General features: G+C 72.1%; 19 protein-coding genes. 10 read left to right on the forward strand and 9 right to left on the reverse strand.

The genetic code is table 11. The annotated features are described in order from the left end of the window. Positions 1-95: 95 nt before the first annotated feature. On the reverse strand, positions 96-1130 hold the full coding sequence (locus O3W51_RS05235) for a LacI family DNA-binding transcriptional regulator (protein WP_164294391.1): 1035 nt from the start codon (positions 1128-1130) through the stop codon (positions 96-98). A 180-nt stretch (positions 1131-1310) separates the two neighbouring features. Here O3W51_RS05235 and O3W51_RS05240 point away from each other — a divergent pair, with 180 nt between their 5' ends. The 3 genes from O3W51_RS05240 (at position 1311) to O3W51_RS05250 (ending at position 5209) form a co-directional block, all read left to right on the forward strand. Continuing rightward, on the forward strand, positions 1311-2006 hold the full coding sequence (locus O3W51_RS05240) for an alpha/beta fold hydrolase (RefSeq protein WP_269284162.1): 696 nt from the start codon (positions 1311-1313) through the stop codon (positions 2004-2006). Between the two features lie 186 nt (positions 2007-2192). Further along, the gene (locus O3W51_RS05245; protein WP_138354730.1) at positions 2193-2789 is read left to right on the forward strand and encodes a TetR/AcrR family transcriptional regulator; all 597 of its coding nucleotides are present in this window, start codon (positions 2193-2195) and stop codon (positions 2787-2789) included. Between the two features lie 167 nt (positions 2790-2956). Further along, a complete protein-coding gene (locus O3W51_RS05250; RefSeq protein ID WP_138354729.1) occupies positions 2957-5209 on the forward strand; it encodes an MMPL family transporter in 2253 nt (750 codons plus the stop codon). Between the two features lie 168 nt (positions 5210-5377). Here the strand turns inward: O3W51_RS05250 and O3W51_RS05255 are convergent, their stop codons facing one another. Continuing rightward, entirely contained in the window at positions 5378-5539 is a 162-nt protein-coding gene (locus tag O3W51_RS05255; RefSeq protein WP_187144906.1) for a hypothetical protein, read from the reverse strand. Positions 5540-5658: 119 nt separating this feature from the next. Here O3W51_RS05255 and yczR point away from each other — a divergent pair, with 119 nt between their 5' ends. Next, on the forward strand, positions 5659-7191 hold the full coding sequence (gene yczR, locus O3W51_RS05260; protein ID WP_232485721.1) for a MocR-like transcription factor YczR: 1533 nt from the start codon (positions 5659-5661) through the stop codon (positions 7189-7191). Between the two features lie 35 nt (positions 7192-7226). Here yczR and O3W51_RS05265 read toward each other — a convergent pair whose 3' ends face one another. Then, positions 7227-7727: a methylated-DNA--[protein]-cysteine S-methyltransferase gene (locus tag O3W51_RS05265; protein ID WP_198358461.1), complete on the reverse strand. Its 501-nt coding sequence runs from the start codon at positions 7725-7727 to the stop codon at positions 7227-7229. After that, positions 7727-9208: an AlkA N-terminal domain-containing protein gene (locus tag O3W51_RS05270; protein WP_138354727.1), complete on the reverse strand. Its 1482-nt coding sequence runs from the start codon at positions 9206-9208 to the stop codon at positions 7727-7729. Before O3W51_RS05270 ends, O3W51_RS05265 begins: the two co-directional genes overlap by 1 nt. 152 nt (positions 9209-9360) lie before the next feature. On the opposite strand from O3W51_RS05270, the gene O3W51_RS05275 reads away from it, so the two are divergent. After that, positions 9361-10197 carry an isocitrate lyase/PEP mutase family protein gene (locus tag O3W51_RS05275; RefSeq protein ID WP_138354726.1) on the forward strand — a complete coding sequence of 279 codons (837 nt, stop codon included), beginning with the start codon at positions 9361-9363 and terminating at the stop codon, positions 10195-10197. Between the two features lie 70 nt (positions 10198-10267). Here the strand turns inward: O3W51_RS05275 and O3W51_RS05280 are convergent, their stop codons facing one another. The 4 genes from O3W51_RS05280 to O3W51_RS05295 all read right to left on the reverse strand — a co-directional run bounded on the left by O3W51_RS05280 (position 10268) and on the right by O3W51_RS05295 (position 14018). Then, on the reverse strand, positions 10268-10705 hold the full coding sequence (locus tag O3W51_RS05280) for a (4Fe-4S)-binding protein (protein WP_198358459.1): 438 nt from the start codon (positions 10703-10705) through the stop codon (positions 10268-10270). Further along, positions 10702-10968: a DUF2630 family protein gene (locus O3W51_RS05285; protein WP_138354724.1), complete on the reverse strand. Its 267-nt coding sequence runs from the start codon at positions 10966-10968 to the stop codon at positions 10702-10704. Before O3W51_RS05285 ends, O3W51_RS05280 begins: the two co-directional genes overlap by 4 nt. Before the next feature lie 98 nt (positions 10969-11066). Then, positions 11067-13115, reverse strand: a complete 2049-nt coding sequence (locus tag O3W51_RS05290; RefSeq protein ID WP_138354723.1) for an MDR family MFS transporter — start codon at positions 13113-13115, stop codon at positions 11067-11069. 126 nt (positions 13116-13241) lie between these two features. Further along, positions 13242-14018 (reverse strand): MerR family transcriptional regulator, encoded by a 777-nt coding sequence (locus O3W51_RS05295; protein ID WP_138354770.1) that lies wholly within the window; start codon positions 14016-14018, stop codon positions 13242-13244. A gap of 253 nt (positions 14019-14271) precedes the next feature. Here O3W51_RS05295 and O3W51_RS05300 point away from each other — a divergent pair, with 253 nt between their 5' ends. The 4 genes from O3W51_RS05300 to O3W51_RS05315 all read left to right on the forward strand — a co-directional run bounded on the left by O3W51_RS05300 (position 14272) and on the right by O3W51_RS05315 (position 17928). Beyond that, a complete protein-coding gene (locus O3W51_RS05300; protein ID WP_269284173.1) occupies positions 14272-15780 on the forward strand; it encodes a flavin-containing monooxygenase in 1509 nt (502 codons plus the stop codon). Beyond that, positions 15777-16739: an alpha/beta fold hydrolase gene (locus O3W51_RS05305; RefSeq protein ID WP_269284174.1), complete on the forward strand. Its 963-nt coding sequence runs from the start codon at positions 15777-15779 to the stop codon at positions 16737-16739. The genes O3W51_RS05300 and O3W51_RS05305 overlap by 4 nt, the downstream gene beginning before the upstream one ends. After that, on the forward strand, positions 16736-17632 hold the full coding sequence (locus O3W51_RS05310; RefSeq protein WP_138354720.1) for an SDR family oxidoreductase: 897 nt from the start codon (positions 16736-16738) through the stop codon (positions 17630-17632). Before O3W51_RS05305 ends, O3W51_RS05310 begins: the two co-directional genes overlap by 4 nt. Positions 17633-17736: 104 nt before the next feature. Further along, on the forward strand, positions 17737-17928 hold the full coding sequence (locus tag O3W51_RS05315; protein WP_164294399.1) for a hypothetical protein: 192 nt from the start codon (positions 17737-17739) through the stop codon (positions 17926-17928). A 96-nt stretch (positions 17929-18024) separates the two neighbouring features. On the opposite strand, the gene O3W51_RS05320 is transcribed toward O3W51_RS05315, so the two are convergent. Beyond that, positions 18025-21483 carry a S41 family peptidase gene (locus O3W51_RS05320; RefSeq protein ID WP_269284175.1) on the reverse strand — a complete coding sequence of 1153 codons (3459 nt, stop codon included), beginning with the start codon at positions 21481-21483 and terminating at the stop codon, positions 18025-18027. 136 nt (positions 21484-21619) lie between these two features. Between O3W51_RS05320 and O3W51_RS05325 the strand changes: the two genes are divergently transcribed. Continuing rightward, positions 21620-22720 (forward strand): energy-coupling factor ABC transporter permease, encoded by a 1101-nt coding sequence (locus tag O3W51_RS05325; protein ID WP_138354717.1) that lies wholly within the window; start codon positions 21620-21622, stop codon positions 22718-22720. Position 22721: the final 1 nt, after the last annotated feature.

Consider the following 22721-nt stretch of genomic DNA (forward strand, 5'->3'; position numbering starts at 1 on the left):
AACCCGCCAGGGGCTTTTTGGTGTTCGGGGTGATTCCGGGGTCCTGCGGGGCGGCTGGGCGGGTCCGTGGGGCGCGTTCGTGGGGCGGGTGGGGGTCAGCCGGAGTCGCGGGCCGCTACGACGACACGGGTCAACTGGTGGGTCTCCGGGGCCGTTTCCGGCTCGCGGATGGCGCGGTCGACCAGGCCCACGATGCGGGCGGTGGGGATGGTGTCGAAGTGCACGCTGGTGAGGCGCGGGCGCAGCAGGCGGGCCAGGAGGAGGTCGTCGGCGCCGACGATCGCGAGGTCGCCGGGGATGGCCAGGCCGGCGTCCTGGAAGGCGCGCATCACGAGCATCGCGTACTCGTCGTTGTACGCGAAGAGGGAGTCGAGGCCGAGCCGGGGCCAGCGGGCGGCGAGTTCGGCCGCCGATTCCTCGGTGCAGTCCAGCGTGAGCGGCTCGACGTGGGTGCCGGTCTCGAGGGTGGCGGCCGCCCGGACGCCGGCGAGGCGGGGAACGCTGAAGAGGTCGAGGCCCGACTCGGTCGGCATGATGACGCCGATCCGGCGGCGGCCGCGCTCCAGCAGATGGGTGCCGGCGCGGGCGCCGAGCATCTCCTGGTCGAGGAGCAGGGCGTGCGCGCCCGCCACCGGCTGCATGCCGAGGGTGAGCACGGCGCGGGTGCCCGAGCGCTTGAGCAGCTCGACGGCGGACGGGGTCAGGCCGGTGCCCGGCAGGGCGAGGACGGCGGCCGGGCGCAGTTCCGCCCAGGCGCGCGCGGCCTGCTCGCCGGCGCCCGCGACGGGGCCGTGCCAGACGCTGGTGTAGCCGAGCTGGTGCAGAGCGCCCTGCAGTTCCATCAGGAAGTCGCCGAAGAGCGCGCCGATCCTGGGGATCGGGGTGGCCGGGGTGGTCAGCAGGACGAGGCCGGAGTGCCCGGCCCGCAGGGTGCGGGCTGCGGCGTGCGGCACATAGCCGAGCTCTTCCGCGGCGGCGCGCACCCGGTCCTGGGTCCGCGTGCTGACGCGGCCCGCGGCCTGGGCGTTCAGGACGTACGAGACGGTGGCGCGGGACACACCGGCGAGGCGCGCGACATCGGTGCTGGTCGGCGTGGCCGGGGGGCTCGTGGGCTCGGGTGACTGTGTCATTCCGCTCGGCATCTTTTCAGAGATCCGGTCTGGCCGAGAGTTCGGGGTGGATGCTACACATATAGTTACACGTGTCATGCGACAGGTGTCACCGCCCCGCGCCCGAAGATGGGACCGAACCCTCCGTCGGAGCCCCCGGCAGTCCGGCAGCACCCCAACAGCAGGAGAGGCATCAACACCATGAAGCTCAACACCCGCGAGTGGGGCACCGGCGACCGGATCGCGCTCCTGGTCCACGGCATCATGTCCGACCACCGCACCTGGCGCCGGGTCGGTCCCGCGCTCGCGGACCGGGGCTACCGCGTCATCGCCGTGGACCTGCGCGGTCACGGTGAGAGCCCGCGCGGCGAGTACAGCCCCGAGCTGTTCGCCGAGGACCTCGTCGAGACGCTGCCGGGCGGCGCGGAGCTGGCGGTCGGGCACTCGCTGGGCGGGCTGGCGCTGTCGCTCGCCGCCGAGCGCCTCGCGCCGGCGCGGGCCGTCTACTCCGACCCGGCCTGGGCCTCGGCGGACCCCGCTCAGCAGGTCGACCCGGCGATCTTCGTCCACTTCGCCCGGGCCACACGGGAGCAGATCGCCGGCCTGAACCCGCGCTGGCAGGAGGCGGACATCGAGGTGGAACTCGCCACCCTGGCGCTGTGGGACACCGACTCCGCCGCCTTCCTGGGCGGCCGGCCGCTGACCGGCTATCTGCCGCAGAAGCCCGCCGTCCCGTCGCTCGTGCAGCTCGCCGAGAACAGCTTCCTGATCGGCCCGGACGACGCGGGGCTGCTCAGCGAGCGCGGCTTCGGGATCCGTACGGTCGTGGGCGCCGGCCACACCATCCACCGCGACGACTTCGACGGGTTCTTCCGTTCGCTGGACGGCTGGATCTGAGCCGTCCGAAGTCCCTCCGGTCTTGGCGCGGCGGGCGGCAAACCGGGCGTAAGGGGCGGTCCGCCGGCCGTAAAGCCGGACAACGTGACCCACACCACCCATCGAAACGTTTCCGTTTCGATGGGTGGTGTTCTACTCTCTAGGAGTCAGCTGTACGAAACCGTTTCGTTTGGATGGAGGCCGAGGATGTCGACGGATGCCCCGGCACGCCGCACCAGGCTCACGCCCGAACGCGAGCAGGAGCTCTACGCCGCGGTGGTCGAGATGCTGCGGGAGGTGGGCTACGAGGCGCTCACCATGGACGCGATCGCCTCGCGCACCCGCTCCAGCAAGGCCACGCTCTACCGCCAGTGGAAGGGCAAGCCCGAACTGGTGGCGACCGCGCTGCGGCACACCAAGCCGGTGCGGATCGAGGACATCGACACCGGATCGGTGCGGGGCGACCTGCGCGAACTGGTGCGGTGCCATGACGCGACGGGCGACTCGAAGCGGGACAACGAACTGATGCGGGCGCTCGGACAGGCCGCACATCAGAATCCGGACCTCTTCCAGGCGTTGCGGCAACTGCTCATCGAACCGGAAATGGCCGCCTTCGACGGCATGTTGCAACGTGCCGTGGAACGTGGCGAACTGGCGGCCGACGTACCCGCCAGGCATTTCGTACCGCACATGCTGATCGGCGCCGCGATGGGGCGGCCGCTGATCGAGGGAGTCGAACCCGACCCCGAATTCGCCTTCCGATACATCGACGCGGTGGTACTCCCCGCCCTGCGTCTGACCTGATCCGACCGGTGGGATCAATCGCCTGATCCCACCGCCCGATCCACCGGAACAAGACCCCACCGGCACAAGATCACACCGGAACAAGGCCCCACCTGACACGCCGCTCTCGTCGTCGGGCAGGCACCGTACGCCCTTTTTTCCTCGACCTGACGGGAGCGCCGCGACTCGTGGCTACTTTCCTTTACAAACTCGGCCGGTTCGCCTTCAGGCGACGCTGGTATGTGGCCCTCACATGGGTGGCTCTGCTGGTACTCGCCGGAGTCGGCGCCGCCTCGGCCTCCACTTCCACGTCGAGCAGTTTCTCGATACCCGGCACGGAGGCCCAGAAGGCTTTCGACCTGATGGAGCAGCGCTTCCCGGACGCCAGCGCCAACGGTGCCTCCGCGCGGGTGGTGTTCACGGCCCCCGGTGGGCAGAAGGTGGACGTCGGCGCGCCGAAGGCCGCCGTCGAGAACGTCGTCAAGGAGCTGAAGACCGGCAAGCAGGTCAGCTCCGTCGCCGACCCCTTCGAGTCGAAGGCCGTCAGCAAGGACGGCAGCACCGCCTACGCGTCCGTGAAGTACAAGCTCACCTCGATGGAGCTGACCGACGCGGACCGCGAGGCGCTCAAGGACGCCGCGCAGCACGGCCGTGACGCCGGGCTCACCGTCGAGATCGGCGGTGACGCGCTGCAGGCGATGCCCGAGACCGGCGCCACCGAGATCATCGGTATCGGTATCTCCGCGGTCGTTCTGCTGGTCACCTTCGGGTCGCTGGTCGCCGCGGGACTGCCGCTGCTGACCGCGCTCATCGGCGTGGGCATCGGTGTCTCGTCGATCACCGCGCTCGCCAACGTCCTGGACCTGGGCAGCTCCACGTCCACCCTCGCGATGATGATCGGCCTCGCGGTCGGTATCGACTACGCGCTCTTCATCGTCTCGCGCTTCCGGCACGAACTCACCGAGGGCCGGGAACCGGAGGACGCTGCCGGTCGGGCCGTGGGCACCGCCGGATCCGCGGTGGTCTTCGCGGGCCTCACGGTGCTGATCGCCCTCGCGGGCCTCGCCGTCGTCAACATCCCGATGCTCACCAAGATGGGCCTCGCGGCGGCCGGCACGGTCGCCATCGCGGTCCTCATCGCTCTCACCCTGATCCCGGCGCTGCTCGGCTTCGCCAAGCACCGGGTGCTCGGCCGCAAGGTGCGCAAGGGCCTCAAGGGGATCAAGGACGACGCCTCCGACGGCGTCACGGGTGGGGCCGGTTCCGCCGCGAAGAAGCCCAACATGGGCACCCGCTGGGCCAGGTTCGTCCTGCGCCGCCCGATCTGGGTGCTGGTGGTGGGTGTGCTCGGCCTGGGCGCGATCGCCATCCCGGCGGCCAGCCTGGAGCTCGGCCTGCCGGACGACGGGTCGCAGCCCGTCAGCACCACGCAGCGCAAGGCGTACGACCTGCTGTCGGACGGCTTCGGCCCCGGCTTCAACGGCCCGCTGATGATCGCCGTGGACGCCGCGCACAGCGACGACCCGAAGGCCGCTCTCGACAAGATCTCCCGGACCATCTCCGGGATGGGAGACGTCGAGAAGGTCACCGAGCCCGCGTTCAACAAGGCCGGCGACACCGCGATGCTGACGGTCGTCCCGAAGTCCAAGCCCAGTGGCCTGGAGACCGAGGACCTGGTCCACACCATCCGCGGCCAGGCGGCCGGGCTGAAGTCCGAGACGGGCGCCGTGACGCTGGTCACCGGCACGACGGCCATGAACATCGATGTGTCGCAGAAGCTCAACGACGCGCTGCTGCCGTACCTGGCGCTCGTCGTCGGCCTGGCGTTCCTGCTGCTGATGGTGGTCTTCCGCTCGGTGCTGGTACCGCTGAAGGCGGCCCTCGGCTTCCTGCTCTCGGTGGTCGCGGCCCTCGGCGCCGTCGTCGCGGTCTTCCAGTGGGGCTGGCTCGCGAGCCTGCTCGGGGTCGAGCAGACCGGGCCGATCATGAGCATGATGCCGATCTTCATGATCGGTGTGGTGTTCGGTCTCGCGATGGACTACGAGGTCTTCCTCGTCACCCGGATGCGTGAGGCGTACGTGCACGGCGAGAAGCCGGGACAGGCGATCGTCACCGGCTTCACGCACGGCGCCCGGGTGGTCGCCGCGGCCGCGGTCATCATGATCAGCGTCTTCGCGGGCTTCATCGGCTCGTCGGAATCGATGATCAAGATGATGGGCTTCGGTCTCGCCATCGCCGTCGCGTTCGACGCGTTCGTGGTGCGTATGGCCGTCGTCCCGGCGGTCCTCGCCCTGCTCGGCAAGGCCGCCTGGTGGCTGCCGCGCTGGCTCGACCGGGCCCTGCCCAACGTCGATGTCGAGGGCGAGCAGCTCCAGAAGAACCTGGCGGCGCAGGCCGCCGGTTCCGCGCCCGAGCGGGCACCGGAGCCGAGCCGCGTCTGACGCGGCACACCAGCTGGGGCCGCCGGTTGGCGGAGAGCTCGACGGCGGCCCCATGACGCGCCCGCCCCGTGGGGACGGGGGGATGGCGCGCAGGACAGGGCCCGGCGAATCGCCGGGCCCTGTGTCGTACCCGCGGAGCCCCGTGTCCCCCGGGCACTGTGCCGCCGGCTACGTGCCGCGCGGCTGTCTCCTGGCCCGCACCAGGAGGCCGACCTGGCCGATCCAGCGGCGGAACGACCCGGGGAACGACCCGCCCGTACCGGTGGTGTTGCGCTGCTCGTGCCGGTGCTGGAGCTCCCGCTCATAGCTGTCGGTGAGGATCCTCGACATCCGGACATTCCCCCTCGTCATCGTGTTCCGGGCCTGTACCGCCCTTGCCACGGCGGGCCACTTGAACGATTCTTGGGGGGAATTGGCCTGCGGGGCAGGGCCATTCGCGGGAGATTGGCATGGCAGACATGGGGACCGTCCAGAGTGCGGGCACACCGCAGGCGTCGGCGCCGGGCTCGCCCACGAACGCGCCTTCCGGCATACCGCTGGGCAGCAGGCAGTTGGCCGCGCTGCTCCCCGATCTGACGGGTCCCGCGGCCGGGGACCGGCCCGTGTACCGGGGCCTGGCGCAGGCGATCCGCGCCCTCGTCCTGGACGGACGCATCTCGCTGCGCGTCAAACTGCCCGCGGAACGCGAGCTCGCGACGACCCTCGGGCTGAGCCGCGCCACCGTGACCGCCGCCTACGACCTGCTGCGCGAGAGCGGCTACGCCCAGAGCCGGCGCGGGTCCGGGACCTGGACGGTGCTTCCGGAAGGCCACCGGCACACCGGACTCGACCGGCTCTCCCGGCCGGAGAGCGCGATCGACCTCTCCAACGCCGTCGGCGGACTGCCCTCGGACGTGCTGACCGACGCGCTCGCCGAGATCGCGCCGCTCCTGGCGCAGCACGCGAACACCCCCGGATACCACCCCTACGGCCTGCCGGAGCTGCGCGCCGCCGTCGCCGACCGGTACACCCGCCGCGGACTGAGGACGCGGCCGGACCAGATCCTCATCACCTCCGGCGCCCTCCAGGCGCTGGGGCTGGCCGTCGGGATGCTCTGCGGTCCCGGCGACCGGGTGCTGGTGGAGAACCCCACCTACACCAACGCCCTCGACTCCATCCGCCGCGCGCGGCTGCGTACCGTGCCCGTCGCCGTCTCGGACGACGGCTGGGACATGGAGATCATCGAGGCGACCCTGCGCCAGGCGGTGCCGCGCCTCGCCTACATGATCCCGGACTTCCACAACCCGACCGGCAATCTCATGCCGCCCGCACAGCGGGCCGAACTGATCCGCGCCACCCAGCGGTCGTCGACGTGGCTCGTCGCCGACGAGACCATCACCGACCTCGCGATCGACGTGCCGCCGCCCGCGCCGTTCGCCTCCCACGCGGCACGCGGCGGCGCCGATCACGTCATCACCATCGGCTCGATGAGCAAGAGCCACTGGGGCGGGCTGCGGATCGGCTGGCTGCGTGCCACGCCGCGTCTCGTGACGGAACTCGCCGGCCTCCGGGTGTCGATGGACATGGCGGGTTCGGTGATCGACCAGCTCGTCGCGCTGCCGCTGCTGCGCCGCATGGACGAACTCGTCGCGGCCCGCGTCGCCGAGGCGCGCGACCGGCGTGCCGCGCTGGTCGCCGCACTCGTCCGCGACATCCCCGAGTGGAGCTGGCGGCTCCCGCCGGGCGGCCTGTCCCTGTGGGTGGACCTCGGCGAGCCGGTCGCCACGGCGCTGGCGGAACGGGCCGCCGGGTACGGGGTGCGGATCGAGGGCGGATCACGCTTCGGCGCGGAGCCGGGGACGTTCGAGCACCGGCTGCGGCTGCCGTTCACGCTGCCGGGCGGCACGCTGGACGAGGCCGTCCAGCGGGTCGCGCTGGCGATGGACGACGCGGCGGGCCGGCCGCTGGCGTCGGCGGTGAGCCGCCCGCACTGGATGGCCTGACCGGCCCCGCCGCCCGAGTAGGCGGGCGTCCGGGGTCAGAACAGCGCCGTCGGCTCGTGGGTGCCGTTCTCGAAGGCGAGGAGGTAGCGCTTGCGGTCGAGGCCGCCCCCGTAGCCGGTCAGGGAGCCGTCGGCGCCGACGACGCGGTGGCAGGGGACGATGATGCCGATCGGGTTCTTGCCGTTGGCGAGCCCGACCGCGCGGGAGGCGCCGGCGTTGCCGAGGAGGTCGGCGAGCTGCCCGTAGGAGCCGGTCTCGCCGTACGGGATGTCCCGCAGGGCGGACCAGACGCGCTGCTGGAACGGGGTGCCCAGCAGCGTCAAGGGGACGTCGAAGTCGGTCAGCTCCCCGGCGAAGTAGGCGGTGAGCTGCTCCTCGACGGCGCCGAAGGCGGAGTCGTCGCGGTCGCCGAAGGTCTCCTCGGCGGGGAGGTGCCGCTGCTGCGTCATGTACAGGCCGCAGAGGGTTCCGTCGAGGGCGACGAGGGTCAGCGGGCCGCAGGGGGAATCGGTCACGGTGTGGGTGCGGGTGGACATCACGCGGCTCCGTTCACGGGGAAGGTGTTGATGGCGTGGTCGCCGGTCGCCCACAGGTACTGGACGGCGTAGGCGCGCCACGGCGCCCAGGCGGCGGCATGGCGGGTGAGGGCGGCGGGGGTGGTGGGCAGTCCCAACTCCTTCGCGGCGAAGCGGATTCCGAGGTCGCTCGCCAGGAACGCGTCCGGGTCGCCGAGCGCGCGCATCGCGATCGACTCGACGGTCCACGGGCCGAACCCCGGCAGCGCGGAGAGCTGCGCGCGGGCGCGCTGCCAGTCGCTGCCGACGTCGAGGTCGAGTTCGCCACCGGCCAGGGCGGTGACCAGTGTGGTGAGGGTGGTGCGGCGGGTCCGCGGCATGGCGAGCGCCGCCGGGTCGAGGGCGGCCAGTGCCGCCGGGTCGGGGAACAGATGGGTCAGCCCCCCCGCCGGATCCTCGACGGGCTCGCCGTACGCCGTCACCAGCCGTCCGGCGTGCGTCCGCGCGGCGGCCGTCGAGATCTGCTGGCCGAGCACCGCGCGCACCGCGAACTCCGGCCCGTCCGCGACCCTCGGCACCCGGCGGCCCGGTGCCTTGGCGACCAGCGGTGCCAGCACCGGGTCCTTGCCCAGCTGCGCGTCGACCGCGACCGGGTCCGCGTCGAGGTCCAGCGTCCACCGGCAGCGGCTGATGGCGTGCGCCAGATCGCGCAGGTCCGTCAGGCGCAGCCGGCACGCGATGTGATCGGGCTGCGGGCGCAGGCTGACGATGCCGGGGCCGTGCGGCAGCCGCAGGGTGCGGCGGTACGCGCCGTCGCGCCACTCCTCGACGCCAGGCACCGCCGTCGCCGCCAGATGTCCGAAGAGGTTGTCCGGGCACAGCGGGGCCCGGAAGGGCAGCCGCAGCGACAGTTCGCCGGGTGTGGCGGCCGGGCGGCCCTTGGCGACGCGGGCGCGCAGTTCGGTGGGGGAGAGGGCGAAGACCTCGCGAACGGTGTCGTTGAAGGTGCGGATGCTGGAGAAGCCCGCCGCGAAGGCGGATTCCCCCATCGGCAGCGTCGTCGTCTCTATCAGCAGCCGGGCGGTCTGCGCGCGCTGTGCCCGCGCCAACGCCAGTGGCCCCGCGCCGAGTTCGGCGAGCAGCTGCCGCTCCACCTGCCGCGTGCTGTAGCCGAGCCGGGCGGCGAGCCCCGGGACGCCGTCCCGGTCGACGACGCCGTCCGCGATCAGCCGCATGGCCCGGGCCACGAGGTCCGCCCGCTCGTTCCACTGCGGCGAACCCGGGCTCGCGTCCGGCCGGCAGCGCTTGCAGGCCCGGAAGCCGGCCTGTTGCGCGGCCGCCGCGCTCGGGTAGAAGCTCATGTTCCTGACCTTGGGCGGCACCACGGGGCAGCTGGGCCGGCAGTAGATCCTGGTCGTCAGCACCGCGGTGAAGAACCATCCGTCGAACCGGGCGTCCTTCGACTGCACGGCTCGTACGCAGCGCTCGAAGTCGGTGTGCATGGCTCAAGCATCGCCCCGGGTCACGGCACCGGTCTAGCGAGAATCCGACATGTAGCTCGCGGGTAGCCCGGCCTCCGCACCGCGACGTGGATGTCGACGTCGATGTCGCAGAACTGCCGGACGATGTCACAGGGCGGTGATGGACTGTCCCCATGACTACGTCGAACCTCCGTGACAAGGCCCAGCTCCTCCACTCCCTGCACACCGCCGACCGGCCGCTCGCCCTCGCCAACGCCTGGGACGTCGCCAGCGCGCGGATCATCGAGGAGGCGGGGGCGGCCGCCGTCGCCACCACCAGCTGCGGCGTCGCCTGGAGCCTCGGCTACGCCGACGGCGACCGGCTGCCCCGCGAGCTGGCGCTCGCGCTCATCGGCCGGGTCGCGGCAGGGGTCGGCGTGCCGGTGTCCGCCGATATCGAGAGCGGTTTCGCGGACGACGCGGCCGGTGTCGCCGAGACCGTACGCGGGGTGCTCGCCGCCGGGGCGGCCGGCATCAACATCGAGGACGCGCTCGTGAACGGGCCCGAGCCGCTGCGCACCCTCGCGGAGCAGGTGGAACGGATCGCCGCCGCCCGCAAGGCCGCGGACGAGGCGGGCGTCCCGCTCTTCATCAACGCGCGCACCGATGTCTACCTCGGTGCCGTCGGCGCGCCGGAGTCGCGGCTCGGGGTGGCGCTCGACCGTGCCGCCGCCTTCATCGAGGCGGGCGCGGACGGGATCTTCGTCCCCGGGGTGACCGATCTCGCGGTCGTCGCCGAACTGGCGAAGGGCATCGCCGCCCCGCTCAACATCCTCACAGGACCGGGCGGCCCGTCCGTCGCCGAACTCGGCGGCGCCGGAGCGGCGCGCGTCAGCATCGGCGGCCGGATGGCCGAGGCCGCGTACGGCGTGGTGCGGCAGGAGGCACGTGAGTTCCTGACGGACGGCACCTGCACCCCGGTGGTGGAGGGGCCCGGATACGGCGAGATGCAGGCGTTGTTCACGTCCTGAATCCTGGCCGGACAGGCCCTCGGGCCCGTGCGGAACGGCCCGTACGGAACGGCCCGTGCGGAACAGCCCGTCAGCCGGTCGCCGTTCCGCACGGGCCGGTGCGGTCGCAGTACGGCGCGTGGCCCGTGGCGCCGCAGCCGCACAGGACGGCGCGGGTCTCGGTCCTGGCCTCGCCGTCCGTATGGATGACGAGGTCGCCGCGGATGGTGATGCCGCCGGAGGAGGAGCGGCTGATCTCGGTCGGGTGGGTCGGCTCCTCGGGGTGCCCGCCGTCGAGCCGGTACTGCAGCGCGCCCGAGGGGCAGCGCCGGATGACCTGCGCGACGAGATCGGCGGGAGCGCGGTCGGGCCGGATCCACGGGCGCTTGGCGGTGTCGAAGACCTCGGGGAGGCCGCGCACGCACTCACCGGAGTGCAGACAGCGGCCGGCCTCGAAGGTGACCGTGATGCCGTTCCCCGGATAGGCCTTCGCCCCCTCGGGAATCGGCACTTCGGCGCTTCCCGTCATGAGGTGTAGCCCTCCACGGTGATTTCCGACCGGACGGTGGCCTGGCCCGGGTCCTCGCCGGCCTCGCCCTTGGCGCGGCGCTGGCGCAGCAGGTCCCAGCACTGGTCGAGCTCGCGTTCCAGGGCGCCGAGCCTGGCCTGTTCGGTGGCCACGTCGATACTGCCGTCGGTCAGCTGCTCACGCAGGGCCTTCTCGTCCGCGACCATGGCCTTGATCCTGGAGAGGATCGCCTGTTCTGCCTTGGTGTCGTCGGGCTGGTCCATGGGGTGCCTCCTCAATGCGGCGATGCGGTGATCGGGCGGTGTGGTCATCAGGCGGTGCGGTGCTGCCGTGCCTGCGGCTCTTTCTCCACCTTCGCAGTTCACAGCGCGGTGCGCTCGAGATGCGCCTCCTCCTCGTCCAGGAGGCGGCGTGCGATGCCGTCGACGGCCCGGTCGAGGCGCGCCCGGTCGGCCGGATCCGCGACGTCCCAGTCGTCCAGGCGCTCGTCGAGCCAGCGGCGCCACGCTCCGGCGAGGAGGTCGATCTGCGCCCGGCCGGAGTCGGTGATGGCGAGCTGCTCGCCGTCGAAATCGGCGTAGCCGGCCTGGGCGATCCTGGAGAAGGCCGGTTCGAGGACCTCTCCGGGCATCCGGTGGGCCTTGGCGACGGTGCTGAGCCGGGCTCCGCCCTGGAGTTTGCCGCGCCAGTGGATCTGCCCGAGGGCCCAGGCCTGACCGGGGGTGAGGTGGCTGCCCGAGTCGGCGAGGATCCGCAGCGAGACCGGCTCCTCGGCCTTGGCCCGGCGCATCACGCGGGCGATGGAGCGCTCCAGCTGCCGGTCGGCGTCCGCGGAGTTGGGGGCGGCGAAGGCGTCACCCATGTCGGAGGCGCCGGCCCTGGCGCTGTCGCGCAGCGGCACCTCCTTGAGGAACCAGGCGACGACGAAGCCGACGAGGGCGACCGGTACGACCCACTGGAAGACGTAGTTCACGGTGTCGGCGTAGGCGTCGACGATATGGGTGATGCGGTCGGCGGGCAGCGCGTGCAGGGCGGCCGGGCTCTGTACGGCGGCGGGGCTGATGCCGGGCGACTGGGCGAAGGCCTTTTCGAGGTTGGGCCCGAGCTGGTTGCTGTAGAGCGTGCCGAAGATGGCGGTGCCGAAGGCGCTGCCCAGGGTCCGGAAGAACGTGACGCCCGAGGTCGCGGAGCCCAGCTCGTGGTAGGGCACGGTGTTCTGCACGGCGATGGTGAGCACCTGCATGGCCAGCCCGATACCGAGGCCGAGCACGAGCATGTAGAGGGATTCCAGCCAGACGCCGGTGGACGGGCCCATGGTGGACATCAGGTACAGGCCGATGGCCATGACGCCGGTGCCGACGATCGGGAAGATCCGGTACCGGCCGGTGCGGCTGACGACGATGCCGGAGAGCATCGAGGTGCCGAGCAGCCCGACGACCATGGGGAGCGTGCGGACGCCCGACATCGTCGCGGACACCCCGTCCACGTACTGCAGATACGTCGGCAGGTAGGTCAGAGCGCCCAGCATCGCGAAGCCGACGATGAAGCTCAGCACCGAGCAGATCGTGAAGACGGGGCTGCGGAACAGATGCATGGGGAGCATCGGTTCCTTGGCGTGCAGTTCCACGAAGACGAACGCGGTGAGCGCCACGACGGAGCCGACGAAGAGGCCGATGATGGTCGCCGAGCCCCACGCGTACTCATTGCCGCCCCACTCCAGGGCCAGCACGAGACCGGAGGCGCCGAGCGCCACCAGCACGATGCCCAGGTAGTCGATGGTGGGGCGGGTGGCGGCCTTGACCGAGGGGATCGTCCGCGCGGCCATCACGAGCATGACGACGGCGACGGGCACGTTGACGTAGAAGCACCAGCGCCAGGAGGCGTGGTCGGTGAAGAGCCCGCCGAGCGTCGGGCCGACCACGGTGGTGACGCCGAAGACCGCACCGAGCGCGCCCTGGTACTTGCCGCGTTCGCGCAGCGGGATGACGTCGGCGATCAGGGCCATCGCGGTCACCATCAGACCGCCGCCGCCGATGCCCTGGATCGCGCGGGCGAGGATCAGCATGCCCATGCCGTTGGCGGCGCCCGCGAGGACGGATCCGCCGACGAAGACGACCGCGCTGAGCTGGAAGACGATCTTTCGGCCGAACAGGTCACCGAACTTGCCGACGAGGACGGTGGAGACGGTTTCGGCCAGGAGGTACGCGGTCACCACCCAGGCCATGTGACCGGCGCCGCCGAGGTCCGCGACGATGGTCGGCAGGGCGGTGGAGACGATGGTCTGGTCGAGTGCCGCCAGCAGCATGCCGAGGACGATCGTCACGAAGACGACGTTGGTCTGGCGGCGGCTGAGCGAGGACGGGCCCGTGGGCGGTCCCGTCGCGGGTCCGGCCTCGGCGAGCGTGGTCATCGGGCCGGTACCTCCTGCGCAGGGGGCGGGTCCCCCTCAGGATTGGACGCGGTGCCGGGTTCCGCCACCGCTGGTACGGCCGCCGGGTCCGCTCTTCGGTCGGAGCGGGGCGGCCGAAAGTGCGACTTATGGAGCGGGGGTGGCCGGCGGGTCCTCCGGCGGGGTCGGGCCGGGTGCGGCCCCGGGCGCCGCGTGGTCCTGCAGCCAGCTCTCCAGCTCGGTCCTGACGCGCCGGTCCATGGCCAGCGACAGCTCCGCGTCGACCACGTTCTTGGCCAGCGGATGCAGCCGTTCCAGCGCCTCGGCGAGCCGGGTCACCTCGCCCGGCGGCAGGTGGTCGACGGCGGCGGCGTCCACCACGTGCTTGCGGATGAGCACCGTGAACAGATCGGCGAGCGCGTCCACATGGACGCGTACGGCGCGGCCCGTCTCCAGCACGGCGGCCAGCGGGACGCCCTCGCGGACCAGGGCGGCCGACGCGTCGAGCAGCCGGCGGCTGGTGTGGACGACGTTCTCGCCGTCGACGGCGATGTAGCCGATGTCGAGGGCCGTCGTCAGGTTCTCCGGGGTGACGTCCTCGCCGAAGTAGTCGGCGAGGGCCTCGGGGGTGAGCCTGACCGGGGTCTCCTCCGACCAGGGCGTGATCAACGCGCCTTCCAGGCCCAGGAGTTCGGCGACGCCGTCGAGGGTCCGGCCGTTCTCCCACGCGCCGATCAGCTCGGCGATGCCGCCGAGGGTGTGGCCCCGCTCCAGGAGGGCGGCGATCGTGTGCAGGCGGGCGAGATGGGCTTCGTTGTACCAGGCGATACGGCCCTCGCGGCGCGGTGGCGGGATGAGCTTGCGCTCGCGGTAGAAGCGAACGGTGCGCACGGGGATACCGGCCGCCTCGGCCAGTGCCTCCATCCGGTATTCCTGCCCCGGCTTCCGCTCCTCGGGCTGCTCCCTGGTCTCCTGCACGTCCTCGGCCACCTCGTCAGCCTATGCGCTCCCCGGAGCGCGCCGGGGCCGGTGCGCGGGTGCCGGGCGGGTGCGCACACCCCGCCCGGGGTCCGTTTCGTCTTGGGTGGGCCTGACCCCTACCGCCGGTAACCGCAGTGGTCTACCGTACGGATCGTGCCAGTGATTGCTGGCGTGATTGAGGCAGGGAGGCGGCGCCATGGCTGAGCACGTGCGGGTGGCGGTGATCGGATCAGGGTTCGGCGGGCTCGGCGCGGCCGTCCGGCTGCGGCGGGAGGGCATCACGGACTTCGTGATCCTCGAACGCGCCGGCTCGGTCGGCGGGACCTGGCGGGACAACAGCTACCCGGGATGCGCCTGCGACGTCCCCTCCCACCTGTACTCGTTCTCCTTCGCGCCGAACGCGGACTGGCCCCGTACGTTCTCCGGACAGCCGCACATCCGCGCCTATCTGGAGCGGGTCACCGACACCTTCGGGCTGCGGCCGCATCTGCGGTTCGACTCCGAGGTGCTCCAGGCGAGCTGGGACGACGAGGCCAAGCACTGGCACATACGGACCACGCAGGGCGACCTGACGGCCGATGTCGTCGTCTCCGCCACCGGCCCGCTGTCCGACCCCAAGCTGCCGGACATCCCGGGCCTCGACACGTTCCCCGGCGCGGTCTTCCACTCCTCGCGCTGGGACCACGACTTCGACATCAAGGACAAGCGCATCGCGATGGTCGGCACCGGCGCCTCCGCGATCCAGATCGTGCCGTCCATCCAGCCGCAGGTGAAGTCGCTGACCGTGCTGCAGCGCACCCCGCCGTGGGTGATGCCGCGGATGGACCGCGGCATCAACAAGGCCGAGCGGTGGCTGCACGGCACGGTGCCGGGCACCGCGAAGGCGCGGCGCGGACTGCTCTGGCTGATCAGGGAGTTCCAGGTCGGCGCGTTCGTCAAGCGCCCGCAGCTGATGAAGGCGACCGAGCAGATCGCGAAGAACCACATGCGGCGCGCGATCAAGGACCCGGTGATGCGGGCGAAGCTGACGCCGGACTACACCATCGGCTGCAAGCGGATCCTGCTCTCCAACGACTACTATCCGGCGCTCGCCCAGCCCAACACCGAGGTGGTCACCTCGGCGCTCAAGGAGGTGCGCGGCTCGACGATCGTCACGTCGGACGGCACCGAGCGCGAGGTCGACGCGATCGTCTTCGGCACCGGCTTCCATGTGACGGACATGCCGATCGGCGACCGGATCACCGGCGTCGGCGGCCGATCGCTGGCCGAGCACTGGAAGGACGGGATGGCGGCGCTGCGCGGCACCACGATCGACGGCTTCCCGAACCTGCTGCTGATCATCGGCCCCAACACCGGCCTCGGGAACAGCTCGATGATCCTGATGATCGAGTCGTCCATCAACTACGTCGCCGATTACCTGCGCACCCTGGAGCGGACCGGGGCGGCCGCGCTGGACGCCAAGCCGGCGGCGGTCAGGGCGTGGAACGCCGAGATGCAGCGGCGCACCGCGCGGACGGTGTGGAACACCGGCGGCTGCAAGAGCTGGTACCTGGACGCCGAGGGCCGCAACACGACGGCCTGGCCCGGCACGACGGCCGAATTCCGGCGGGCCACCCGCGAACTGAGGCTTGCAGAGTACGACCTGGTGCCGGCGCCCGTGCGCACGGCGGAGCCGGTGGAGCCCGTGGAGGTGCCCGCGTCATGAGCAGGATCACCGCAAAGAGCGCAGCGGCGGCGGACAGCCCGTTCACCCTCCCCGCTCCCCGCCGGGAGCTCGCCGTGAACTCGGCGGACGGCACCCGGATCCACGTCGAGGAGCACGGGCCCGCCGACCGGCCGACCGTCGTCCTGATCCACGGCTGGACCTGTTCCACGATCTTCTGGGCGCCGCTGATCCGGGACCTCGCGGCCGACTTCCGGGTGGTCGCCTACGACCAGCGCGGACACGGCCGCAGCGGCACACCGCACCGCACCGGCTACAGCACACGGGTACTGGCCGACGATCTGTCGGCGGTGCTGCAGGCCGTCGTTCCCGAGGGGGAACGGGCGGTGCTGGTCGGCCACTCCATGGGCGGGATGACGCTGATGGCCGCCTCCGGCCGCGCCGCCGTCCGCTCCCGCACGGCCGCCACCCTGCTGGCCAGCACCGGCAGCGGACGGCTGCTCGCCGAGACCCAGGTGCTGCCGCAGCGGATCCGCTCCCAGAAGGTCCGGGACCGCTTCCACCGGCTGCTGCTCGGCTCGCGCGCCCCGCTCGGGCCGGTCAGCGGGATGTCGCGCGCCGCGCTCAAGTACGGCGTGATGGCGGCGGGTTCGACCCCGGAACAGGTCGCCGCGACCGCCCGTATCGTGCATGCCTGCGGGACCCGGCCGCGCTCCGCGTGGGGACGGGTGCTGGCGGGACTCGACCTGGACGCGGCGCTCCGCGGGATCACCGCGCCGACCGCTGTCCTGGTCGGCACGGCTGACAAGCTGACCCCGCCGGTGCACGCGCGCGGCATGGCCGCCGCGCTGCCCCACTGCGTCGGGCTGACCGAACTCGAAGTCCTCGGCCACATGACACCCATCGAAGGCACGGCCGCGGTCGCGGGCGTCGTCCGCGGTCTGGTCAGGGACCACCTGCCGGTCCAGGAGAACCTTTCCGTGAAGGAGCAGACGGTATGAGCCAGTCGTTGAACGGACAGGTCGTGGTGGTCACGGGCGCCGCCCGCGGGGTGGGCGAGATGCTCGCGCGCAAGCTCGCCCGCCGCGGTGCCAAGCTGGCGCTGGTCGGCCTGGAGCCGGACCAGCTCAAGCTGGTGGCGGAGGGCCTCGGCGGCGGCGCGGCGCACTGGGTCGCCGATGTCACCGACCTCGAGGCGATGCGGCGGGCCGCCGCCGAGATCCTGGAGCACTTCGGGCGGATCGACGTCGTGGTCGCCAACGCGGGTGTGGCGACCGGTGGTCCGTTCCTGGACTCCGACCCCGTCGCGTTCGAACGGGTCATCAACGTCAACCTGCTGGGCAGTGTCACCACCGCCCGCGCCTTCCTGCCCGCGCTCCTCACCTCGCGCGGCTATCTGCTGCAGATCGCGTCGCTGGCGGCGATCACCCCGGCCCCGATGATGACCGCGTACTGCGCGAGCAAGGCGGGCGTCGAGTCGTTCGCGCACAGCCTGCGCGCCGAGGTCGGCCACAAGGGCGTCAAGGTCGGCGTCGGGTATCTGAGCTGGACCGACACCGACATGGTGCGCGGCGCCGACGAGGACGAGCTCATGCGCCACATGCGCGCCAAGCTGCCCTGGCCGGCGAACCGTACGTATCCGCTGGAGCCGGCCGTCGAGCGGATCGTGGCCGGGATCGAGCGGCGCTCGCCGCATGTGTACGCGCAGTGGTGGCTGCGTGGCATGCAGTCGGTGCGCGGCTATCTGCCGTCGGTCATCGGCGGTGCGCTCGGGCAGCGGGAGATGCGCAGGGCCGAGCCGCGGTTCGCCGCCACGGCGGGCACCCGGCGGGGGCTCGTCGGACGGGGCGGAGAGGCGGACGAGGCGGCGCAGTCATCACGCTCCGTAGGGTGACAAAAGGGTAGCTGACCTGGGTATTTCCTCCCGACATGCGAGGCATGTCCACCCGTGTCAGTCTGGTCGAGGCCCCATCCCCACAAACTCCAGGAGGAGTGATCATGGGCGCTTTCGACCAGTTCAAGGACAAGGCCGGCAACCTCTCGAACAAGGCCAAGGAGGCCATGGGCGAGCAGCAGGACAAGTCCGCCGAGATGGAGGACGAGACCCGCGACAAGGCTGCCGACATGCGCGAAATGGGCCAGGACAAGGCCCGGGACGCGGCCGAGGACGCCCAGGACAACTGGAGTTAGTCCGCCTGCGCGGCGCGAACGGTGAAGGGGCGCACCCGTCAAGGGTGCGCCCCTTCATGCTGTTCCGATTCCCTCTCACCCCTGACGGCGACCTGATCAGCGCGGCGGCAGCGGCGGGCGGCGGCGGTCCGGGCGCCGGGAGAGGTCCGGCGGGGTGACGGCGGGGTGTTCGGCCAGCAGCGCGAGGGCCGTGTCGACGGCCACGTCCAGTTGGGCGTGCCGCCCCTCCGCCCAGTCCAACGGGGTGCGCAGGGACTCGACATCGGGGTCGACGCCGTAGTTCTCGACGCCCCACCCGTACGCGTCGAACCAGCCCGCGTTCATCGGCACCGTGATCACCGTGCCGTCCCCCAGCTTGTGCCGGCCGGTCATCCCGACCACGCCGCCCCACGTCCGCAGCCCCACCACCGGGCCGAGGCCCAGCAGTTTGAACGCGGCGGTGATCATGTCGCCGTCGGATGAGGTCGCTTCGTCGGCGAGCGCGACGACCGGACCGCGCGGCGCTTGGCTCGCGTACGAGACGGGCTGCGCGTTGCGGGTCAGGTCCCAGCCGAGGATGGTGCGCGTGAGCTTCTCGACGACGAGTTCGCTGATGTGCCCGCCCGCGTTGCCCCGTACGTCCACGATGAGCGCCTCGTAGGCGACCTCCATCCGCAGATCGCGGTTGAACTGCGCCCAGCCGGAGCCGCCCATGTCGGGGATGTGCAGATAGCCGCACCGGCCGCCGCTCAGATTCCGTACGACGGCCCGCCGTTTGGCGACCCAGTCCTGGTAGCGCAGCGGCCGTTCGTCGATCAGCGGGACGACGGCGACCCGGCGCGGATGCCCCTCGCCGGGCGGGGTGAACGTCAGCTCCACGGTCGTGCCGCCCGCGCCCGCGAGCAGCGGATACGGTCCCGCGCACGGGTCGACGGGGCGCCCGTCGATATGGGTGAGCACCGCGCCCTCGCGGATTCCGGTGCCGGCCAGCGGGGAGCGGGCCTTGGAGTCCGAGGACTCACCGGGCAGGATCCGCACCACCGTCCACGTACCGTCCTTGTTGTGCTGGAAGTTGGCGCCGAGCAGCCCGATCGGCCGCTGGTAGTGCGCCGGGCCCTCGTTGCGGCGGGCGGGGCTGACGTACGCGTGCGAGGTGCCCAGTTCGCCGAGGACCTCGCGCAGCAGATCGGCGAACTCGTCGGGGGTGGCGACCCGTTCGACCAGCGGACGGTACTGGTCCAGGATCGCGGGCCAGTCGATGCCGCACATGTCGGGGGCCCAGAAGTAGTCCCGGATGAGCCGGCCGGCCTCGGCGTAGGACTGCTGCCATTCCGAGGGCGGGTCGACCTCGTGCAGGATCCGCCGCATGTCGACGTAGACCGTCGAGTCGTCGTCGCCGCGCTCGGTGGCCGGCAGGACGGCCAGATCGCCCTCGTCGAAGACCGCCAGCCGCTTGCCGTCCCCGCTGACCGCGTACCAGTCCATGTGGTGGACCAGCTCGGTCCGCTTGGACTTGCCCAGGTTGAAGTACTCCAGGGTCGGACGCGCGGACGGGTCCGTCGGGTTGGTGAACGTCTCGCCGAGCGCGCCGGAGATCGGCCAGCGCAGCCACACCAGGCCGTCGTGCACCGGCTCCAGCGCCGAGTACTTGGACGCCGGGACCGGGAACGGCGTGACACGGCTCGCCAGCCCCTCCGTCTCGACCACCACCGGACCGTCCCCGCCGCTCTCCGCCGGGTCCAGGCCGCCGCCGATCGGCCGGCCGTCGACGGGCAGCGCGAACGGTGACGGCGTCGCGGAGTTCAGCGGTACGAGGTAGGGGCGGCAGCCGAGCGGGAACGACAGATCGCCGGTGTGCACGTCGTAGACCGGGTCGAAGCCGCGCCACGACAGGAACGCCAGATAGCGGCCGTCGAGGGTGAAGACCGGCTGCTCGTCCTCGAAGCGGCCGTTCGTCACGTCGATGATCGTGCGGTCCGCGAGTCTGGCGATCTTCACCGAGCGCAGCGACCGGCCGATCCCGGGGTGCGACCAGGTCAGCCAGGCCGAGTCGGGGGAGAACGCGAGGTCGCGCACGGGGCCGTTCGTGGACCTGATCAGCTCGGCCACGGTCCCGGACGAGCTGCTCGCGTGGTCGGGGTCGGTCGCGAAGCCGTCTCCGTCTCCGTCGTCCTCGTCGCCGTTTCCGCCCGCATCGCCCCCCTCGCCGGTGGCGACGAGCAGCAGCCGCCCGTCGTTCGCGGCGACGGCGAGGGTGCGGCCGTCCGGGGACGAGACCAGCTCCAGTACGCGGCCCAGCTCGCCGACGCCGAGCCGGGGCCCGGTGCCGGTCACGGCGGCGCGGCCGGCGGTGCCGGTGGAGACCGCGGGGGTGTCCAGGGGAGTGGCGGTCTCCCCGGCCTCGTCGTCCTGGTCCAGGGCGTTGCCGTCGTCGTCCTCGTCGAGGCCCTCCAGCGCCGCGCGGACCGCCGGACGGCTGGCCCGGCCCGGCAGATGGGCGATCTCGATGCCGTCCTCGCCCTCCGCGTCCGTGACGAAGGCGATCCGGCCGGTGTCCCCGAGCATCTCGGGCAGCCGGACGCGCGCGCCCGGCTCGTCGGCGATGGTGCGGGCCGGGCCGTCGCGGTGGGTCAGCCAGTACAGGCTGCCGCGGACGCAGACCGCGCTGGCGCGACCGGTCCGGTCGCAGGCCAGGCCGTCCAGGTTGGACGCGGCCGGCACCTGGTAGGGCCGCCGGCCGGCGCGCGGGCCGCCCAGCCGGACGTCCAGTTTGCGGGGCCGGGCGCCGGGGGAGAGGTCGTCGACGATCCACAGCTCGCCCGCGCACTGGTAGACGACCCGCTCCCCGTCGGTCGAGGCGCTGCGGGCGTAGAAGTCCGCGTGGTCGGTATGGCGGCGCAGGTCCGTACCGTCCGGAGCGCACGAGTAGAGATTGCCGACGCCTTCGTGGTCGGAGAGGAAGCAAATACGGTCGCCCACGAACATCGGCGAGTTCAGATGCCCGTCGATCGTCGGCACCAGCCGCTCGCCGTGCAGCCACAGCCGCCCCGTCGCCCCGCCCCGGTACCGCTTCCAGGCGTGCGGCTCGTGCGGCGGGGTGCCGCTCAGCAGCAGGGTGTGGCGCTCCCCGGCGACGTCGCTCACCGCGATGTCCGAGACCGGGCCCCACGGCAGCCGGCCGCCGGGACCGCCGTCGGTCGGCACGCTGTGGGCCCAGGAGAAGTACGAGAACGGCTGGCCGTGCGAGGAGACCGCGAGGACCTGCCCGTCGGGCGTCCAGGAGCACACCCGGGTGTCGAAGCTGCCCCAGTACGTCAGCCGGCGGGCCGGGCCGCCGTCCACCGGGGCGAGGTGGATCTCCGGGTCCAGACTGCGCCACGAGGTGAAGGCGATGGCGGAGCCGTCCGGCGAGAAGCGTGGCGAGCCGACCCTCGTGCGGTCGGCCGTGACCCGCCAGGCCCGGCCGGGAACGCCACCCGGCCGCCCCAGCGGTGCGACCCAGACATCGTCCTCGGCGACGAAGCACAGCAGTTCGCCATGAATATGCGGATACCGGAGATACGCGCCATCGCTCACCTACCCCATGGTTCTGGGCATGGGGGGCGCGGGCAACTCGTACGCGCTCCCGATGCACCAGAAGCGCTCTTGCACATCGATTGCAGGTAGCCACTATCATCGAACGGTTGACCAGGCAGTACTCGAGGGGACCCCCATGCACGTACCCGACGGATTCATCGACACCCCGGTGTCGGCGGCGACCGGTGTCGTGGCCGTCGCGGCCGTCGCGATCAGCCTGCGGGGCGCCCGCCGCGAGCTGGACGAGCGCACCGCGCCGCTCGCCGGCCTGGTGGCCGCCTTCATCTTCGCCGTGCAGATGCTGAACTTCCCGGTGGCCGCCGGCACCAGCGGCCATCTGCTGGGCGGCGCGCTCGCGGCGATACTCGTCGGCCCCTTCACGGGGGTCCTGTGCGTGTCCGTGGTCCTGCTGATGCAGGGCGTCCTGTTCGCGGACGGCGGGCTCACCGCGCTCGGCACCAACATCACCGACATGGCGATCGTGACGACCGTCGTCGCCTACGCGATCTTCCGCGGACTGGTGAAGGTGCTGCCGCGCAGCCGGGCCTCCATCACCGTCGCCTCGTTCGCCGCCGCGGTCGTCTCGGTGCCGGCCGCCGCCGTCGCGTTCACCACGATCTACTGGCTCGGCGGCACCACCGACGTGCCGATCGGCAAGGTCGCCACCGCGATGGTCGGCGTCCATGTGCTGATCGGCATCGGCGAGGCCGCGATCACCGCCGCCACCGTCGGCGCGGTCGTCGCCGTCCGCCCCGACCTGGTCTACGGGGCCCGGGGGCTGAGCAAGCCGCTGGAGCTGCGCACCACGCCGACTGGCGCCCCGCTGGTGCCGGGCGAGGCCCGTCCGGCGGCCGTGACCGTGGCCACCCCGGCGCCCGCGGCCGTCGTGACCTCCCCGGCCCCCGCCGGCCGCTCCAACCGGCCGGTCTGGATCGCGGGCCTGATCGCGGCACTCGCCCTCGCGGGCGGCGTCAGCTACTACGCCTCCGCCAGCCCCGACGGCCTGGAGAAGGTCGCCCACGACAAGGGCATCGACGAGAAGGCCAAGCCGCACGCGAACGACGACTCCCCGCTCGCGGGCTACAGCGTCAAGGACGTCGGCGACGCCCGGCTGTCGGGCGGCCTCGCCGGGGTCATCGGCGTCGGCGCGACCCTGACCGTCGGCTCCGGCGTCTTCATCGTCGTACGGCGCCGCCGCAGGCACACCGTCCACCCGATCCAGGGCCAGGGGGCCTGAC

This window comes from Streptomyces sp. H39-C1 (assembly GCF_027158125.1).
Lineage (GTDB): Bacteria > Actinomycetota > Actinomycetes > Streptomycetales > Streptomycetaceae > Actinacidiphila > Actinacidiphila fildesensis.

Excerpts from the sequence above, each read along its gene's own strand:
- O3W51_RS05240 (WP_269284162.1), top strand. The coding sequence starts at position 1,311 with ATGAAGCTCAACACCCGCGAGTGGGGCACCGGCGACCGGATCGCGCTC.
- O3W51_RS05285 (WP_138354724.1), bottom strand. The coding sequence starts at position 10,968 with ATGGACCAGCCCGACGACACCAAGGCAGAACAGGCGATCCTCTCCAGG.
- O3W51_RS05235 (WP_164294391.1), bottom strand. The coding sequence starts at position 1,130 with ATGACACAGTCACCCGAGCCCACGAGCCCCCCGGCCACGCCGACCAGC.
- O3W51_RS05290 (WP_138354723.1), bottom strand. The coding sequence starts at position 13,115 with ATGACCACGCTCGCCGAGGCCGGACCCGCGACGGGACCGCCCACGGGC.
- O3W51_RS05300 (WP_269284173.1), top strand. The coding sequence starts at position 14,272 with ATGGCTGAGCACGTGCGGGTGGCGGTGATCGGATCAGGGTTCGGCGGG.
- O3W51_RS05315 (WP_164294399.1), top strand. The coding sequence starts at position 17,737 with ATGGGCGCTTTCGACCAGTTCAAGGACAAGGCCGGCAACCTCTCGAAC.
- O3W51_RS05265 (WP_198358461.1), bottom strand. The coding sequence starts at position 7,727 with ATGTCCACCCGCACCCACACCGTGACCGATTCCCCCTGCGGCCCGCTG.
- O3W51_RS05275 (WP_138354726.1), top strand. The coding sequence starts at position 9,361 with ATGACTACGTCGAACCTCCGTGACAAGGCCCAGCTCCTCCACTCCCTG.
- O3W51_RS05305 (WP_269284174.1), top strand. The coding sequence starts at position 15,777 with ATGAGCAGGATCACCGCAAAGAGCGCAGCGGCGGCGGACAGCCCGTTC.
- yczR (WP_232485721.1), top strand. The coding sequence starts at position 5,659 with ATGGCAGACATGGGGACCGTCCAGAGTGCGGGCACACCGCAGGCGTCG.
- O3W51_RS05245 (WP_138354730.1), top strand. The coding sequence starts at position 2,193 with ATGTCGACGGATGCCCCGGCACGCCGCACCAGGCTCACGCCCGAACGC.
- O3W51_RS05270 (WP_138354727.1), bottom strand. The coding sequence starts at position 9,208 with ATGCACACCGACTTCGAGCGCTGCGTACGAGCCGTGCAGTCGAAGGAC.
- O3W51_RS05310 (WP_138354720.1), top strand. The coding sequence starts at position 16,736 with ATGAGCCAGTCGTTGAACGGACAGGTCGTGGTGGTCACGGGCGCCGCC.
- O3W51_RS05255 (WP_187144906.1), bottom strand. The coding sequence starts at position 5,539 with ATGTCGAGGATCCTCACCGACAGCTATGAGCGGGAGCTCCAGCACCGG.
- O3W51_RS05280 (WP_198358459.1), bottom strand. The coding sequence starts at position 10,705 with ATGACGGGAAGCGCCGAAGTGCCGATTCCCGAGGGGGCGAAGGCCTAT.
- O3W51_RS05325 (WP_138354717.1), top strand. The coding sequence starts at position 21,620 with ATGCACGTACCCGACGGATTCATCGACACCCCGGTGTCGGCGGCGACC.
- O3W51_RS05295 (WP_138354770.1), bottom strand. The coding sequence starts at position 14,018 with ATGGAGGCACTGGCCGAGGCGGCCGGTATCCCCGTGCGCACCGTTCGC.